Raw genomic sequence first — 15,266 nt, 5'->3', positions numbered from 1 at the left:
TCCACCGGCAGCGAGGTGTGACAGGCCACGACGACAATGGCCGCTGTGGAGAAGTACTCCGGCGGCGTCGAAGATGTGCGGGTGATCACCGACCGCCCGACCTCCGCGACCCCCGACCCCGAGCGGCACCGGCTCGCCCAGGCCGATGCCGGGGAGCAGGACTGGCGCGCATGGGGCCCCTATCTGTCCGAACGGGCGTGGGGGACGGTACGGGAGGACTACAGCGAGCACGGCACGGCCTGGGACTACTTCCCCCACGATCATGCGCGGTCCCGAGCCTACCGGTGGAACGAGGACGGCATGGCGGGCGTCTGCGACGACCGGCAGACGTTCTGCTTCGCGCTGGCGCTGTGGAACGGACGCGACCCGATCCTCAAGGAACGGATGTTCGGCCTCGGCGGCGACGGCGGCAACCACGGCGAGGACGCCAAGGACTACTGGTGGTATCTGGACAGCACGCCGACGCACTCCTGGATGCGCTGGCGGTACCACTACCCGCAGGCCGCCTTCCCGTACGACGAGCTGGTCGCGGTGAACGCGCTGCGCGGCCGGGACGACACCGAGTACGAGCTGGTGGACACCGGCATCTTCGACGACGACCGGTACTGGGCGGTGACCGTCGACTACGCCAAGGCGTCCCCGACCGACATGTGCATCCTGGTCACCGTGGCGAACCGGGGCGAGGAGGACGCCACCCTGCACGTGCTGCCCACGCTCTGGTTCCGTAACACCTGGGCGTGGGGCCTGCCGGGCGCCGACCGGGTCCCCGAGCTGCGCGGCACCGGTTCCCGGCTGGTCGGCGAGCACTGGGTGCTCGGCCAGGTGCTGCTGGAGGGCGACGGCGACCCGACGCCGCTGCTGTGCGACAACGAGACCAACGCCGAGCGGCTGTGGGGGCTGCCCGGGCGGTCGGCGTACCCGAAGGACGGGATCAACGACCACGTGGTGGCCGGCGCCGCCACCGTCAACCCGGAGCGGGTCGGCACCAAGGGCGCGCTGCACTACGTGCTGGACGTGCCGGCCGGCGGGCAGCGGCGGATCCGGCTGCGGCTGACCCGCACCGCGCCGCCGCCGGCGGGCGACCCGCCCGCCGCGGCCGACCTGGGCGACGGGTTCGACACCGTGCTCTGGGCCCGGCGCGCCGAGGCGAACCGGTTCTTCGACAGCATCGTCCCGGCCGCGGCGACCGCCGACGAGGCGCTTGTCGCCCGCCAGGCCATCGCCGGGCTGATGTGGGGCAAGCAGTTCTACCACTTCGACGTCAAGCGGTGGCTGGAGGGCGATCCGGGCTCGGCGCCGCCGCCGGCCGGCCGGCGGCACGGACGCAACAGCGCCTGGTGGCACATGACCAGCTTCGACGTGTTCTCCATGCCGGACCCGTGGGAATATCCCTGGTACGCGGCCTGGGACCTGGCCTTCCACTGCGTCACCATCGCCCGGGTCGACCCCGGGTTCGCCAAGGAGCAGATCCTGCTCCTGCTCCGCGAGTGGTACCTGCACCCGAACGGGCAGATCCCGGCGTACGAGTGGGCGTTCGGCGACGTGAACCCGCCGGTGCACGCCTGGGCCGCGTTGAAGGTCTTCGAGATCGACGGCGCCCGTGACCACGACTTCCTCGCCCGGGTGATGCAGAAGCTGCTGCTCAACTTCACCTGGTGGGTCAACCGCAAGGACACCGGCGGCAACAACGTGTTCGAGGGCGGCTTCCTCGGGCTGGACAACGTCGGCCCGTTCGACCGCTCGGCCGCGCTGCCGGTGGCCGGCACGCTGGAGCAGTCCGACGGCACCGGCTGGATGGCCATGTACGCGCTCAACCTGCTCGACATCGCCATCGTGCTGGCCGAGCACGACCGCGCGTACGTGGACACCGCGACGAAGTTCTTCGAGCACTTCGCGTACATCGCCGCGGCGGCGTACTCCCAGGGGCTCTGGGACGCCGAGGACGCGTTCTTCTACGACGTGCTGCGGCTGGCCGACGGCACGCAGGTGCCGCTGAAGGTCCGCTCGGTGGTCGGACTGCTGCCGCTGGCCGCGGTCACCCGGCTCACCACGCGCACCATGCGTCGCCTGCCCGAGCTGGGCGCCCGGCTGCGCTGGTTCCTCACCAACCGCCCCGAGTACGCGGACGTGATCGGCGCCCGCCGGCTCGGCCCGGACGGCACCCAGCAGCGGCTGCTGTCCATGGTCGGCCCGGAGCAGGTGGTGCGGCTGCTGGCCCGGATGCTCGACACCGACGAGTTCCTCTCCGAGTACGGCCTGCGCACGCTGTCCCGCGCCCACCTGGACAAGCCGTTCACGGTCACGCTCGGCGGGCAGGAGTTCAGCGTCGGCTACGAGCCGGCCGAGTCGACCAGCGGCCTGTTCGGCGGCAACTCGAACTGGCGCGGCCCGATCTGGATGCCGACGAACTTCCTGCTGATCACCGCGTTGCGCGACCACGCCGCGTTCTTCGGCGACAACCTCCAGGTCGAGTACCCGACCCGGTCGGGGGTCAAGCGGACGCTGGACGAGATCGCCGACGACCTGTCGGCCCGGCTGATCTCGCTGTTCACCCGGGACGGGTGGGGGCGGCGACCGATCTACGGCGCGGCGCAGCTGTTCCAGACCCGCCCGGACTGGCGGGACCTCATCTGCTTCCCGGAGTACTTCCACGGGGACAACGGCGCGGGGCTCGGCGCGTGGCACCAGACCGGGTGGACGGCCCTGGTCGCCGACCTGATCCTCACGCTGCGCCGCTGAGCCCGCGCCGTTGTCCCGGCCCGGTCAGGCCAGCGGGAAGAACGCCACCCGGGCGTGGTACTCGCCGGCCACGGTCACCGTGTCGCTGCCGACCCACAGGCCGCGGTCGGTGGCGTACAGCTCGGCGGTGCCGACCCCACGGTCCTTGGTCGGGTTCCACGCCAGCGCCCTGCCGGTGGTCGGGTGGATCGCCCCGATGCCGGGCCGGGACACCGCGCCGGGGCCGGCGGAGTTGCGCCCCGACGGGTTGTCCAGCCAGCGCTGGTGCCCCCCGACGTAGACCGCCGCGCCGGTCACCGCCACCGACAGCAGCGTGTCGCCGCCGGTGTAGTTGGCCCAGGTCGGCTGCTTGCCGGCGGTGGCGGCGCCGAACTCGAAACGCGCCGCGGTGTCGCAGAGCGTGCCGGGGAACGGGCCGCCGGTGGTGACCACCGCGAACCAGGCGCCGTCCGGCGAGATGTCCACCCCGCGCAGGTAGGCCGGCATCGTCTTGGCGCACTGCGGCTGGTAGCGCGTGGTGGCCCAGCCGGAGAGCGTGGCGCCGGTGGCGCTCAGGTCGGCCACCGCGAGCTGGTGCCGCGCCGCGCCGGACACGGTGCTGAAGTTGCCGGCGAGGACCAGTCGGCCGCCGTCCGCGGAGACGTCCAGCGCCTCCACCTTGACTGGCGAGGTGGCCCCGGAGGAGGTGACCCGCGCGCCGTCCAGCCGCAGGTCGACCGAGGCGTCGGCGGCGCCGGTGGTCGCGTTCAGGGCGGCCAGGCCGCGCCGGGTCACCCCGCCCACGGTCTGGAACGCGCCGCCCACGAGCAGCCGGTTGCCGACCAGCCGCATGTCGTTGACCTGGTTGTTCAGCGCGGCCGGGGCGAACCCGGCGACGCGCGCGCCGGTGGCCGCGTCGATCCGGGCCACCCGCGGCGCGGCCACGCCGTTGACCGTGGTGAACGCGCCGCCGAGATAGAGCGAGCGGCCGTCCGCCGAGGCGGCGAGCGCCTTGACCGTGCCGTTGACCACCGGCTTGAACGCGGTGTCGATCCGGCCGGTGTCGGCGTGGAACGCCACCAGCCGGGGCATCGCGAGCTGCGCGGTGGTGTTCGCGTTGCGCACCTTGGTGAACGAGCCGGCCAGGTAGACCCGGTCGCCGATCTGGAGGATCCGGTACACGGTGCCGTCGAGCGCGTGCGGCGTCCAGGCCGCCGGCCGGGCGCTGACCACGGTGGTGTGCGTGGCGTTGACGGCGAGGGCCGGAGCCGTCGGCAGCGCGCCGCCGGCGGCGAGCGTGGCCGCCACGACGACGGCGGTGCGTCGCCGGCGCCGGACCCGCTGCGGAGGGGGTGGGGCGGGTGCGGGAGTCATGGTCGAAGCATCCCGCCGGAGCAGGCGATCCACAGTCGGGCAGCCGCTCCGCGCCGGTCGACGATCGGCCGGTCCGCGCGGTCCGTCCGGCGGGCGGCGGGTCCCGCCTTGCACGTAGGGTGGGCGGGGCCGCGACGGGGGAGGTGCGATGCGATCGGTGCTGGTCTTCGACGCCGACGACACGCTCTGGGAGAACAACGTCCTGTTCGAGCGCGTGATCGAGGACTTCCTCACCTGGTTGGACCACCCGACGCTGGACCGGGCGCAGCTCCGGGCCGTGCTCGACGACGTGGAACGGGCCAACGCGGTGGCGCACGGCTACGGCAGCAAGGTCTTCCTGCGCAGTCTCGGCGAGTGCCTGGAGAAGCTGCGGGAGCGCCCCGCCACGGAACGGGAACGCCGCGAGATCGAGCAGCTCGCCGCCGCGCTGGTCGGCCACCAGGTCGAGCTGATGCCGGGCGTGGCGGAGACGCTCGACGACCTCGCCACCCGTCACGAGTTGCTGCTGCTCACCAAGGGCGAGCGCGAGGAGCAGCAGCGCAAGCTCGACGCCTGTGGGCTGCTGCACCACTTCCGGGCGGCGCACATCGTGCCGGAGAAGGACGTCGCCACCTACCGTTGGCTGGCCCGCGAGCACGCGTTCGACCCGGCGGTCGCCTGGATGATCGGCAACTCGCCGCGCTCGGACATCCTGCCCGCGCGGGCCGCCGGCATGAACGCGGTCTTCATCCCGAACGAGAACACCTGGGTGCTGGAGCACGAGGAGCTGGACCCGTCCGACCCCCGGGTGATCCGACTCGCCGCCTTTCCCGACCTGGCCCGGCACTTCTGAGCCGGCCGGTAACGTCCGGAGCGTGCCGCTCACGTTCCCGTCGCACCTGGCGCCGGTGCTGCCGCTGAAGTTGTGGCGACCGCGCTGGTTCGACGGGGTGGCGTTGGCCACCGGCGCGGTCGCGCCGGACGTCGGCTACCTGTTCAGCGGCACCCGGTTCGACCTCGGGATGCGCACCCACACGCTCGGCGGGCTGCTCTGGTGGTGCCTGCCGGTCGCCCTCGGGTACGCCTGGATCGCCCGCCGGGTGGTCGCCGGCATCGCCGTGCACCTGCCCGCGCCCCGGTTGTTCGGCTGGCCCCGGTACGTCGGGCTGGCCGGCGTACGGCACCCCTGGCAGGTCACGGTCTGTTCCGCGCTGATCGGCGCGTTCAGCCACGTCGGGTGGGACCGGGTCAGCCACAGCGAGCGCCTGCCGCGGCTGCTCGGCATCGCCGACTTCCACGGCCTGACCGGGCTGTACTGGTTCCAGTTCGCGGACGTGTTCGCCAGTGGTGGCGGCGGACTGCTGGTGGTGGCGCTGGCGATCCGCGCGGCCCGTGACGGCGAGATCTTCGACGGCGAACCCCCGCCCGCCCCGGCGGCGAACCCGCTGGTGTTCTGGCGGGTCGCCCTGACGGTCACCGGTCTGGGGGCGCTGTTGCTGCCCGGACTGCCGGCGGCCACCGTGCCGGGGCCGGCCGGTGTACGCGCGCTCCACGTCGGCGGGCTGGCGCTCATCGCCGGCGCGGCGGCGGCCCGGTCCGCGCCGGTTCGCGGGGCCGAGCGCGCCCGGCGTCTCGAAGACGAACAGCGTCGGCCCGGCTGACCCCGTTACGTCGACATGCCGCGTTTCGACATAGACATCAATCACAGCCGCCCGTCCCGGTCGAAGCTTGTCCGACCTGCGCGGACGCGCCTAACCTGAGCCGGCGTCCACGCCTCGTCGGGGTGAGTCGGGGGCGCACCGGAGTCCGGTGGTAAGAGCACCGTGGAGCTGAGTGCGGGCAGAGCGGCTCGCCGTCTGGAGCCCGGCGTGGGCGTCGTGCCGCACCCGCCGTGTTCCCGCGGCGTGCGCCGTTACCACTTCCGGACGACCGGGGTCAGGGCCGGGGAGTTGCGGACCCGGTCCTGACCCGTCCGGGCCGCTGCGGCACACCCCTGGTGCGCCGGCCGGTCACGGAGCGACACTGAACCATGACTCTCCAGCGCGTACCGCTGCTCGCCGGCCTGGTCGTGCTGCTCGCGGCGGCCTGCACGACGACCGGCCACGACGGCGCACCCCCGGCGCCACCGACCACCGCCCCGGCCAGCACATCGGCCCCGGCCACCACGACGGCCGCCGCACCGCCCCCGGCCGCCACCCGACCAACGTCGACCGACCAGGGGACCGCCGGGCCCTGGCGGGTGACCTGGGGCTGGGGGGTGCCCGGCACGTCCGCCCGGGTCACCCACCCGGTGCGGGCGCCGGTCACCGCGGCGCCCGGCGCGTCGTTGCCCGTCCTGGTGTCGGTGCAGGTCGGCGACCACCCCGCCGAGGGGTTCAGCCGGATCACGTTCGCGTTCCGTGGGCCCGTCCCGTCCTACCGGGTCGGGTACGTGCCGCAGGTGGTGACCGAGGGGCGCGGCGCCCCGGTCGAGTTGCCCGGCACGAGCTACCTGTCGGTGCGGTTCTTCCCGGCGCAGGCACACGACGCGCGGGGTGGCCGGACCGCCGACGTGCCGCCGGCCGCGGTCGGCTACCCGACGCTGCTCGGCTGGGCCGCGGCCGGCGACTTCGAGGGGCACCTGAGCTTCGGGCTCGGCCTGCGTCCCCCGGACGGCGCACGGCTGCCGGTGCGGTTGGGTGAGTCCACCCGCCCGGACGGCGCCCACGTCGTCTCCGTCGACGTCCGGCGCGGCTGACCACCAGCCCGCGCCGCCCGGGTCGGGGCCGGCGCGGGCCGGGCTCAGCCGGTCTCGCCCCGGACGATCGCCACCGCCACCCGACAGAACTCGTCCATGTCCGGCTGGAACCCGGCCGCGATGTCGGGGTGCAGGCCGGACCGGGTCTCGTCGAGCAGCCGCCGGCAGACGTCCTCCACGGGCTCGCCCGCGTAGCCGGCGCGGATCCGTTCGGTGGCCGCCTGCAGGGCCGAGGTCAGCTGATCCTCCAACGGGCCGCGCAGCTTCTGCTGCACCGGATCGAGCCCGCTCGGGTCGAGCGTGACATGTGGCTCCGACATCGGCGCTCCCTTCGTCGGCGTCCGCGGTACCCCACCGCGTCCGTCGGTCAAACCATCGTCGGTACGGCCGCCACCCGGACCAGGTACGAGAAGGCCTCCGCCGGCTCCTCGGCGTACGACAGCCGGCGGATCTGCCGGTCGTCGGACCAGAGCGCGACGTCGACCAGCACCCCGAGGTGGGCGAGGCCGATGGTGGACACCCGCTTCTTGTCCTGGAGCACCGCGCACACACCGCCCAGCAGGGTGCTGGCGTCGGAGGTGCGGTGCCCGGGCGGGCAGCGCAGGGTCAGGTCCACCTCGACCGGCCCGGCGAGTGGGGTCCACCCGGTGCGCTGGGCCGCCGTGCAGGCGGCCTGGAGCAGGGTGCGGACCCTCGTCGCCTGCCGGTGTCCGGCGGCGAAGATGGACAGGGCCTCGGTCTTGACCGGGGGCAGGCCGCTCACCTCGAACGACAGGGCGAGAGCGCGGGTGTCCTGCACGACGGCACCTCCTCGGGGCGAATCCTGCCCAACCGGCACGCACGGGGGCGGCGGTTCCCGGGAGAACCCACCGATCGAGCAGGCTGTGGGGGACAGCCGGCGGCGGGTCGACAGCGGCGGCGACACGCGGGGCCACGGAGTGAGGAAAACGCTAGTCCAGCCCCGTCCCTCCCGGTAGTCTCGCCGTTCACCTGGTGGGACGCGGCTCAGGCCGCCTCACCGGCGTGTCGGGCCAGGTACTCGTCGATCGCCCGGCGGATGAGACCGGACCGACCGCCCTTGTCGCTGCCGGCGAGTTCGTCGAGCTGCCGGACGATCGTCGAGGGAAGCCTGACTCCGGTCACCACCATCGGGACGCTCTCCGGCCCGAGGTCGGGCCCCCGGGTCGCGTCCCGCAGCAACTCGGAGATGTCGCCGCCCCGGTCGAAGTAGGCGACCAACTCCTCGCGGCTCATCGCCCGCGGATCACGGTTCGCCGTCACCCGCTGAGCGTACAACGCGTAAAACGTCGATGGTCAGCGGCGGGCGCGCTTGAGCTCGTGGAACGTGTCCAGGCGCAGCAGCGGCAGCATCGAGTCCCAGATGACCAGCGCGTCCTCGGTGCCCGGGACCTCGGTGATGATCGGCCCGTGGATGCCCCGGCCGGCGTCCGGCACCATGAGCACCGGCGAGCCGATGTCCGGGCCGGCCGAGGCGTACGCCAGCGCGTGCGACTCGCGGACCGCCTCGTCCCAGCGCTCCTCGTCCAGCGCGGGCGCCGCGTCCGTCACGCCGGCCGCCTCCACCGCCGCCGCGACGGTTCGGTCGCCGAGCGGGTCCCCGGCGTCGTGGCTGCGTGCCCCCAGTTCGGTGTAGAGGCGCCCCGCGTCCTCGTGCCGGCCCTGCGCCCGCAGCGCCTCCACCAGCCGCAGCACCCGGCCGGAGGCGGCCATCGCCTCGGCGTACTCGGGGGCGATCCGCCCGTCGTTGAGGATGGCCAGGCTGAACGCCCGCCACTCGACGGTCAGCCCGCGGGCCTGGGCGACGGCGACGAGCCAGCGGGAGGTGCGCCAGGTCCATGGGCAGACCGGGTCGAAGAAGAAGGTGGCGTCCATCCCCCCAACCTAGGGGCGGACGGGTCGGCGCGCAGCGCGGCGGTCACCGTCACGTGACCGTGATGTTTCGCTTCGTCGCAGGTCGGGCACGTTCTGCCGCACGAAACGCCCGGGGCGTCGGGCGCAGGGCCGGTGCCTCGACCGTCTCGCCGTGCGCCGGGGCGCGGGTGATCTCCCCGGCTCTCGCCGAAGAGAGGGGGAGGGTGATGACGACAGTCCCCGACACGGCCGCACGGCGGCCGGCCGGACGCGCGGCGGCGGCGGTCGCCGCGCTCGCGTTGGTGGCCCCGCTGGCTGCCTGCGGGTCCGGCGGCGACGGTGGCCCGCCGACGATCAACCTGTACTACCCGCCGGAGCAGAACCTCCAGAAGGTGGTCGACGACTGCAACGCGCAGGCCGAGGGGCGCTACCGGATCAGCTACCGGGTGCTGCCGCGCGAGGCCGACGAGCAGCGGGTGCAGATGGTGCGACGGCTCGCGGCGCAGGACAGCGGCATGGACGTGCTCGGCCTGGACGTCACCTGGACGCAGGAGTTCGCCAGCGCGGACTGGATCCGGGAGTGGACCGGCCAGGACAAGGCCGAGGTGGAGCAGGGCACGCTGGCCGGCCCGCTGGGCACCGCCAAGTACGAGGACAAGCTCTACGGAGCGCCGAAGAACACCAACGTGCAACTGCTCTGGTACCGCGCCGACCTCGTGTCGCAGCCGCCGAAGACCTGGGACGAGATGATCTCGGCGGCCCAGCAGCTCAAGGAGCAGAACAAGCCCTACCGGGTGCTCACCATGGGCGCCCAGTACGAGGGCCTGGTGGTGCTCTACAACACGCTCGCCGAGAGCGCCGGCGGCAAGATCCTCAGCGACGACGGCAAGAAGGCGGTCATGGACGCCGGCACCGTCCGCGCGTTGGAGCAGCTCAAGACGCTCGCCACGTCGGGCGTGACCTCACCGTCGTTCAGCAACGCGGTCGAGGACCCGGTCCGGCTGGAGTTCCAGTCCGGCGGCGGCGCGTTCCAGGTCAACTGGCCGTTCGTGTACCCGGCGATGCAGGAGGCCAACCCGGAGCTGGCCAAGGACGTCAAGTGGGCGCGGGTGCCCGGCATCGACGCGAACACCCCGAGCAAGGTCACCATCGGCGGGGTCAACCTGGCGGTGAGCAAGTACTCGAAGCACCCGACCGAGTCGTTCGAGGCGGCCCGGTGCATCCGCAACGCGGAGCACCAGAAGTTCTCCGCGGTCAACGACGGCGTGCCGCCGACCATCGAGGCGGTCTACGACGACCCGGAGATGGCCGAGGCGTACCCGATGAAGGAGACCATCCTGGAGGAGCTGAAGGAGCCGGCGGTGCGACCGCTGACCCCGGCGTACCAGAGCATCTCCACGGTGATGTCGGCGATCCTGTCGCCGCCCTCGGGGATCAACCCCGAGCGGACCGCGGACGAGCTGCGCAAGGCGATCGCCGACGCGCTGGAGTCGAAGGGTGTCCTGCCATGAGCGTGAACGCCACTCCGGCCGGCGCCCAGGCCGCCGCCGAGGCGGAGCAGCCGGCCGCCAGGCACGCCGCGGTGCCCGCCCAGCGGGCCCGCCGGGGCGCCCGCGCTCCGCTGAGCGACAACAAGCGGGCCGAGCGTCGCCTCGGCTGGCTGCTGTGCGCGCCGGCCGCGCTGGTCATGGTGCTGGTCACCGCGTACCCGATCCTGTACTCGATCTGGCTGTCGTTGCAGCGCTACGACCTGCGGTTCCCCGACGAGCGCCAGTTCGTCGGGCTGGAGAACTACGTCACCGTGCTGACGAACGACTTCTGGTGGACCGCGTTCGGGGTGACCATGCTGATCACGGTGGTCACCGTGGCGATCGAGCTGGTGCTCGGCATGGGCCTGGCGATGATCATGCACCGGACACTTGTCGGCCGGGGCATCGTCCGCACCGCGGCGCTGATCCCGTACGGCATCGTCACGGTGGTCGCGGCGTTCTCCTGGCGGTACGCCTGGACGCCGGGCACCGGCTACCTGGCGAACCTGTTCGACGGCAGCGCGCCGCTCACCGAGCGGGCCAGCTCGCTGGCGATCATCATGCTGGCGGAGATCTGGAAGACCACCCCGTTCATGGCGCTGCTGCTGATGGCCGGGCTGGCGCTGGTGCCGGAGGACCTGCTCAAGGCGGCCTCCACCGACGGCGCGACGGCGTGGCAGCGGTTCACCAAGGTGATGCTGCCGGTGATGAAGCCGGCGATCCTGGTCGCGCTGCTGTTCCGCACGCTCGACGCGTTCCGGGTCTTCGACAACATCTTCGTGCTCACCAACGGCGGCAACGAGACCTCGTCGGTGTCGATGCTGGCCTACAACAACCTGATCCGGGGCCTGAACCTCGGCATCGGCTCCACGATGTCGGTGCTGATCTTCATCACCGTGGCGATCATCGCGTTCGTCTTCGTGAAGCTGTTCGGCACCGCTGCTCCCGGCAGCGACGATGGGGAGAGGCGCTGACATGGCCGTGGAAACCACCACGCGGGCGAAGCTGCGCTGGGGCGTGCTGGACGTCGTGGTCGTCGTCTTCGCGCTGGTGCCGGTGCTCTGGATCGCCTCGCTGTCGTTCAAGACGCCGGGCACGCTCACGGACGGCAACTTCTGGCCGCGGGAGTGGACGCTCGACAACTACCGGACGATCTTCGACACCGACCAGTTCGTCCGGGCCCTGGTCAACTCGATCGGCATCGCGCTGATCGCCACCGCGATCGCGGTGGTGCTCGGCACGATGGCCGCGTACGCGATCTCCCGGCTGGACTTCCCGGGCAAGAAGCTGCTGGTCGGGGTCTCCCTGCTGATCGCGATGTTCCCGCAGGTGTCGCTGGTGTCGCCGCTGTTCGAGATCGAGCGGCAGCTCGGCCTCTTCGACACCTGGCCCGGCCTGATCCTGCCGTACATCACGTTCGCGCTGCCGCTGGCGATCTACACGCTGTCGGCGTTCTTCAAGCAGATCCCGTGGGACCTGGAGAAGGCCGCGAAGATGGACGGCGCCACCCAGGGGCAGGCGTTCCGGCGGGTGATCGCCCCGCTGGCCGCGCCGGGCGTGTTCACCACGGCCATCCTGGTCTTCATCTTCTGCTGGAACGACTTCCTGTTCGCGATCACGCTCACCTCGACCGAGCGGTCCCGCACGGTCCCGGTGGCCCTCCAGTTCTTCACCGGCGAGTCGCAGTTCGAGGACCCCACCGGGGCGATCTGCGCCGCCGCCGTGGTGATCACCGTACCGATCATCCTGTTCGTGCTCTTCTTCCAGCGCCGCATCGTCTCCGGCCTGACCTCCGGCGCAGTCAAGGGATAGGTGACAACAATGGCTGACATCGTGCTGGACAAGGTGAGCAAGCGGTTCCCGGACGGGACCACGGCGGTGCGGGACGTCGACCTGGAGATCGCCGACGGCGAGTTCGTCATCCTGGTCGGCCCGTCCGGCTGCGGGAAGTCCACCACCCTGAACATGATCGCCGGGCTGGAGGACATCAGCGACGGTGAGCTGCGCATCGGCGGCGAGCGGGTCAACGACAAGGCGCCCCGGGACCGGGACATCGCCATGGTCTTCCAGTCGTACGCGCTCTACCCGAACATGACGGTCCGGGAGAACATGGCCTTCCCGCTGCGCCTGGCGAAGATGGACAAGGAGACCATCAACCAGAAGGTGGACGAGGCCGCCAAGGTGCTGGAGCTGACCGCCCTGCTGGACCGCAAGCCGGCCAACCTCTCCGGCGGCCAGCGGCAACGGGTGGCGATGGGCCGGGCGATCGTGCGCCAGCCGAAGGCGTTCCTGATGGACGAGCCGTTGTCCAACCTGGACGCCAAGCTCCGGGTGCAGATGCGCACCGTGGTGTCCCGGTTGCAGAAGCAGCTCGGCACCACCACCGTCTACGTGACCCACGACCAGACCGAGGCGATGACGCTCGGCGACCGGGTGGTCATCATGCGGGGCGGCGCGGTGCAGCAGGTCGGTCCGCCGCAGGAGCTGTACGACCACCCGCGCAACCTCTTCGTCGCCGGGTTCATCGGCTCGCCGTCGATGAACTTCGTGCACGCCGCGGTGGAGGACGGGAAGCTGCGGACCGCGCTGGGCGACGTGCCGATCGGCGAGCGGGTCCGCCGCGAGCTGGAGGCCGGTGACGCGCCCCGCGAGCTGATCCTCGGCATCCGGCCGGAGCACTTCGAGGACGCCGCGTTGATCGACGACGAGACCCGCCGCCGGGGCCTGGAGTTCGAGGCGCCTGTCGACATCGTCGAGTCGATGGGCTCGGACAAGTACGTCTACCTCACCGTGGAGGGGGAGCGGGCCACCGCCGCCGAGCTGGAGGAGCTGGCCGCCGATGCCGGCGCCGCCGACTTCGCCGGCGCGGGTTCCAGCCTGGTCACCCGGTTGTCGGCGGAGTCGCCGGCGCGGGAGGGCGAGTCCCGCCGGGTGTGGTTCAACCTGGAGAAGATCCACCTGTTCGACCCGGGCAGCGGGCGCAACCTGACGCTGCACGAGGGGCGGGCGGCCGGCGCGCTCGCCGACTGAGCGCTCCGGGTGGCGGGGCCGGCGGCGGGTGCCGTCGGCCCTTCCACCGTCTCCGGGCGGACGCGTCGTGCCGGCACACCGTGCCCGCCGGGCTGCTGCCAGCGCGCGGCGTCACCAGGAGTGACGCAGCGCCAGCCCGAGGAAGCGGGCGTAGCGGGCCAGGGCCGCGTCCACCCGGGCGCGCAGTTCGGCGTCGAACGGGACGAGCTGCCGCACCGTCACGGTCACCGTGGTCGCCCCCAGCGTCCGCCGCCAGGTGCCGACCACCCGGCCGCCACGCACCACCGTGGACTGGAACATGCCGTTGTTGCCCGGCACCACGGCGGCGGCGTGTGCCGGGTCGAGCATCAGCGAACGGTCCCGGTAGCCCAGCAGGTACTCGTCGAAGCCGGGCAGCGTGTGCAGGTCGTCGACCGGGTCACGGGGGGTGTCGAGCAGCGCGGCGTCGACCACGGCGGGTTCATCGTCGACCTCGACCGGGGCGAGGAGGTCGCCGGCCAGCGCCACGGCCCGGGTCGCGTCGGTGACGGTCAGGCCGCTCCACCGGGCCAGCTCGTGCCGGGTCACCGGCCCGTGCCCGCGCACGTAACGGTGGGCCAGCAACGCCAGCGCCTCGTCCCGCTCCGGGCGGTGCGGGTCGGGCACCCACTCGTCGAGCAGCGCGAACGTCTGCTCGGTGCCGACGTGCGGCGCGATGCAGGTGATGCCGCGCTGGCTCGCGTACCAGAGCAGGTGGTAGCCGCGCTGACCGGTGGTGTCCAGCCCGGCGGCGCGCAACGCGGCCAGGCACTCGCTGCGGGTGAGCCGGCCGCCCCCGCCCAGCGCCGCGCCGAGCACGTCGCCGGCGTGGTCCCCGTCGGCGAGCGTCAGCCCGAGCTGCCGCCACCGGGCCGCCGACCCGGCCAGGGCGCGGACCCCGGTCACCGCCAGCATCCAGTGCGCGTCCCGCGCCGGCACCAGGTGCACCGTGCCGCGCATCGGCCAGGTGCGCAACGCCTCGCGCCGCTCCAGCGCCGCGTGGACGTCGTCCCGGGTGCGGCCGGGCAGGCGTACGCCGAGCGACCACAGGCCGCTGGCCGCGTCCTGGGCCTGCATGGCGCCGAACCACTCGACCACGTCGGCCACCCGCTCCGGCCGGGCGATCGGGTGCGGACGCAGCAGCAGGCCGGTCATCCGCAGCGCGAGCGCCTCGGCGCGGGTGAGGCGTACGGTCACGGCGGGCCTCCCGTCGACAGGTGGACGGTCAGCTTAGGACGCCGGACCCCCGCCGGAGGTGCCCCCACACATCGATCGGCCTGTGGAAGGATGACACCGTCGCCGATGGCACCAGGTGTGCTGGCGGTGACATTCGGTGATGCGGCGACCTGTCGTCGCCTCACCGCTGCTGTTTTCACTCGATACGGGGGTAAGGCGAGTGTCGTCTCGCACGTTCAAGGCGGGTGCCGTCGCGGCAACGCTCTCACTCGGTCTGGCCGTTGTGGCCTTGCAGCAGTCCTCGTCGGCCGCGGTCGACACCCAGCCCTCCCTGGAGGAGGACTTCAACTACCCGGGCGCCGCGCAGGTGCTCACCCAGCGGGGGATCAAGCTGCTGAAGGGCGACGGGCACATCGTGCTGGCCGACTGCGGCGCGACTCCCAACAACCCGCCGGCCGACCTGATCCTGGTGCAGAGCAACGACTTCAGCCTGCCCGCCGGCAAGAACTTCTGCTTCAAGGCGAAGGGCGCCAGCGGCTACCTCACCATGGAGATCCCCATGGTCTACTTCGTCCGGGGTGACTCGACCAACACGGTCGACGCGAAGGTCGAAGTCAAGGACGACCCGACCGTGGTCGAGACCGAGCAGGTCGACCCGGGCGAGTGGCAGCCCGTCGGCGAGGGACAGTCCCGGGGCACGGCGACGCTGCTCGAGCTTCGCTTCCCCACCGCCAACTGACGCACCACCGGGAGCCGACCTCGCACGCCGAGGTCGGCTCCCTCCTTCTCGCCATCCGCAGCGACGTGCGCTCGCTGCTCTGACGCGTCAGTTC

Annotated in this window: 15 protein-coding genes; 9 read left to right on the top strand and 6 right to left on the bottom strand. The window is 72.4% G+C overall.

All coding sequences use genetic code 11. The features are described 5' to 3' along the window. Positions 1-36: 36 nt before the first annotated feature. Positions 37-2,739 (top strand): MGH1-like glycoside hydrolase domain-containing protein, encoded by a 2,703-nt coding sequence (locus tag ACZ6O5_RS26155; RefSeq protein WP_465980372.1) that lies wholly within the window; start codon positions 37-39, stop codon positions 2,737-2,739. A 24-nt stretch (positions 2,740-2,763) separates the two neighbouring features. Here ACZ6O5_RS26155 and ACZ6O5_RS26150 read toward each other — a convergent pair whose 3' ends face one another. Next, entirely contained in the window at positions 2,764-4,092 is a 1,329-nt protein-coding gene (locus tag ACZ6O5_RS26150; RefSeq protein WP_465980371.1) for a hypothetical protein, read from the bottom strand. A 148-nt stretch (positions 4,093-4,240) separates the two neighbouring features. Here ACZ6O5_RS26150 and ACZ6O5_RS26145 point away from each other — a divergent pair, with 148 nt between their 5' ends. The 3 genes from ACZ6O5_RS26145 to ACZ6O5_RS26135 all read left to right on the top strand — a co-directional run bounded on the left by ACZ6O5_RS26145 (position 4,241) and on the right by ACZ6O5_RS26135 (position 6,808). After that, the gene (locus tag ACZ6O5_RS26145) at positions 4,241-4,924 is read left to right on the top strand and encodes an HAD family hydrolase (RefSeq protein ID WP_396771925.1); all 684 of its coding nucleotides are present in this window, start codon (positions 4,241-4,243) and stop codon (positions 4,922-4,924) included. A 22-nt stretch (positions 4,925-4,946) separates the two neighbouring features. Beyond that, on the top strand, positions 4,947-5,732 hold the full coding sequence (locus ACZ6O5_RS26140; RefSeq protein WP_465980370.1) for a DUF4184 family protein: 786 nt from the start codon (positions 4,947-4,949) through the stop codon (positions 5,730-5,732). Between the two features lie 368 nt (positions 5,733-6,100). Next, a complete protein-coding gene (locus ACZ6O5_RS26135) occupies positions 6,101-6,808 on the top strand; it encodes an AMIN-like domain-containing (lipo)protein (RefSeq protein WP_465980369.1) in 708 nt (235 codons plus the stop codon). 44 nt (positions 6,809-6,852) lie between these two features. Here ACZ6O5_RS26135 and ACZ6O5_RS26130 read toward each other — a convergent pair whose 3' ends face one another. The 4 genes from ACZ6O5_RS26130 to ACZ6O5_RS26115 form a co-directional block, all read right to left on the bottom strand. Continuing rightward, on the bottom strand, positions 6,853-7,128 hold the full coding sequence (locus ACZ6O5_RS26130; RefSeq protein ID WP_405090278.1) for a hypothetical protein: 276 nt from the start codon (positions 7,126-7,128) through the stop codon (positions 6,853-6,855). A gap of 47 nt (positions 7,129-7,175) precedes the next feature. Further along, positions 7,176-7,607 carry a RusA family crossover junction endodeoxyribonuclease gene (locus ACZ6O5_RS26125; protein ID WP_465980368.1) on the bottom strand — a complete coding sequence of 144 codons (432 nt, stop codon included), beginning with the start codon at positions 7,605-7,607 and terminating at the stop codon, positions 7,176-7,178. A gap of 206 nt (positions 7,608-7,813) precedes the next feature. Further along, entirely contained in the window at positions 7,814-8,089 is a 276-nt protein-coding gene (locus ACZ6O5_RS26120; protein WP_465980367.1) for a ribbon-helix-helix domain-containing protein, read from the bottom strand. A 33-nt stretch (positions 8,090-8,122) separates the two neighbouring features. Continuing rightward, the gene (locus tag ACZ6O5_RS26115; RefSeq protein WP_465980366.1) at positions 8,123-8,701 is read right to left on the bottom strand and encodes a DsbA family protein; all 579 of its coding nucleotides are present in this window, start codon (positions 8,699-8,701) and stop codon (positions 8,123-8,125) included. A 206-nt stretch (positions 8,702-8,907) separates the two neighbouring features. On the opposite strand from ACZ6O5_RS26115, the gene ACZ6O5_RS26110 reads away from it, so the two are divergent. Genes ACZ6O5_RS26110 through ACZ6O5_RS26095 form a run of 4 tightly spaced genes read left to right on the top strand, consistent with a single transcriptional unit; the run spans position 8,908 to position 13,239 of the window. Continuing rightward, a complete protein-coding gene (locus ACZ6O5_RS26110; RefSeq protein ID WP_465980365.1) occupies positions 8,908-10,191 on the top strand; it encodes an ABC transporter substrate-binding protein in 1,284 nt (427 codons plus the stop codon). After that, complete coding sequence (locus ACZ6O5_RS26105; RefSeq protein WP_465980364.1) at positions 10,188-11,183, top strand: carbohydrate ABC transporter permease; 996 nt, start codon at positions 10,188-10,190, stop codon at positions 11,181-11,183. Before ACZ6O5_RS26110 ends, ACZ6O5_RS26105 begins: the two co-directional genes overlap by 4 nt. Position 11,184: 1 nt before the next feature. Continuing rightward, entirely contained in the window at positions 11,185-12,021 is an 837-nt protein-coding gene (locus ACZ6O5_RS26100) for a carbohydrate ABC transporter permease (protein WP_281938826.1), read from the top strand. A 9-nt stretch (positions 12,022-12,030) separates the two neighbouring features. Continuing rightward, positions 12,031-13,239 (top strand): ABC transporter ATP-binding protein, encoded by a 1,209-nt coding sequence (locus ACZ6O5_RS26095; protein ID WP_465980363.1) that lies wholly within the window; start codon positions 12,031-12,033, stop codon positions 13,237-13,239. A gap of 111 nt (positions 13,240-13,350) precedes the next feature. Here the strand turns inward: ACZ6O5_RS26095 and ACZ6O5_RS26090 are convergent, their stop codons facing one another. Beyond that, the gene (locus ACZ6O5_RS26090) at positions 13,351-14,454 is read right to left on the bottom strand and encodes a winged helix DNA-binding domain-containing protein (RefSeq protein ID WP_465980362.1); all 1,104 of its coding nucleotides are present in this window, start codon (positions 14,452-14,454) and stop codon (positions 13,351-13,353) included. Positions 14,455-14,716: 262 nt separating this feature from the next. Between ACZ6O5_RS26090 and ACZ6O5_RS26085 the strand changes: the two genes are divergently transcribed. After that, positions 14,717-15,172: a hypothetical protein gene (locus tag ACZ6O5_RS26085; protein WP_465980361.1), complete on the top strand. Its 456-nt coding sequence runs from the start codon at positions 14,717-14,719 to the stop codon at positions 15,170-15,172. Positions 15,173-15,266 lie beyond the last annotated feature (94 nt).

The sequence above is a fragment of the Micromonospora sp. NPDC049201 genome, assembly GCF_055586805.1.
This window is presented reverse-complemented; position numbering and strand designations above follow the sequence as displayed.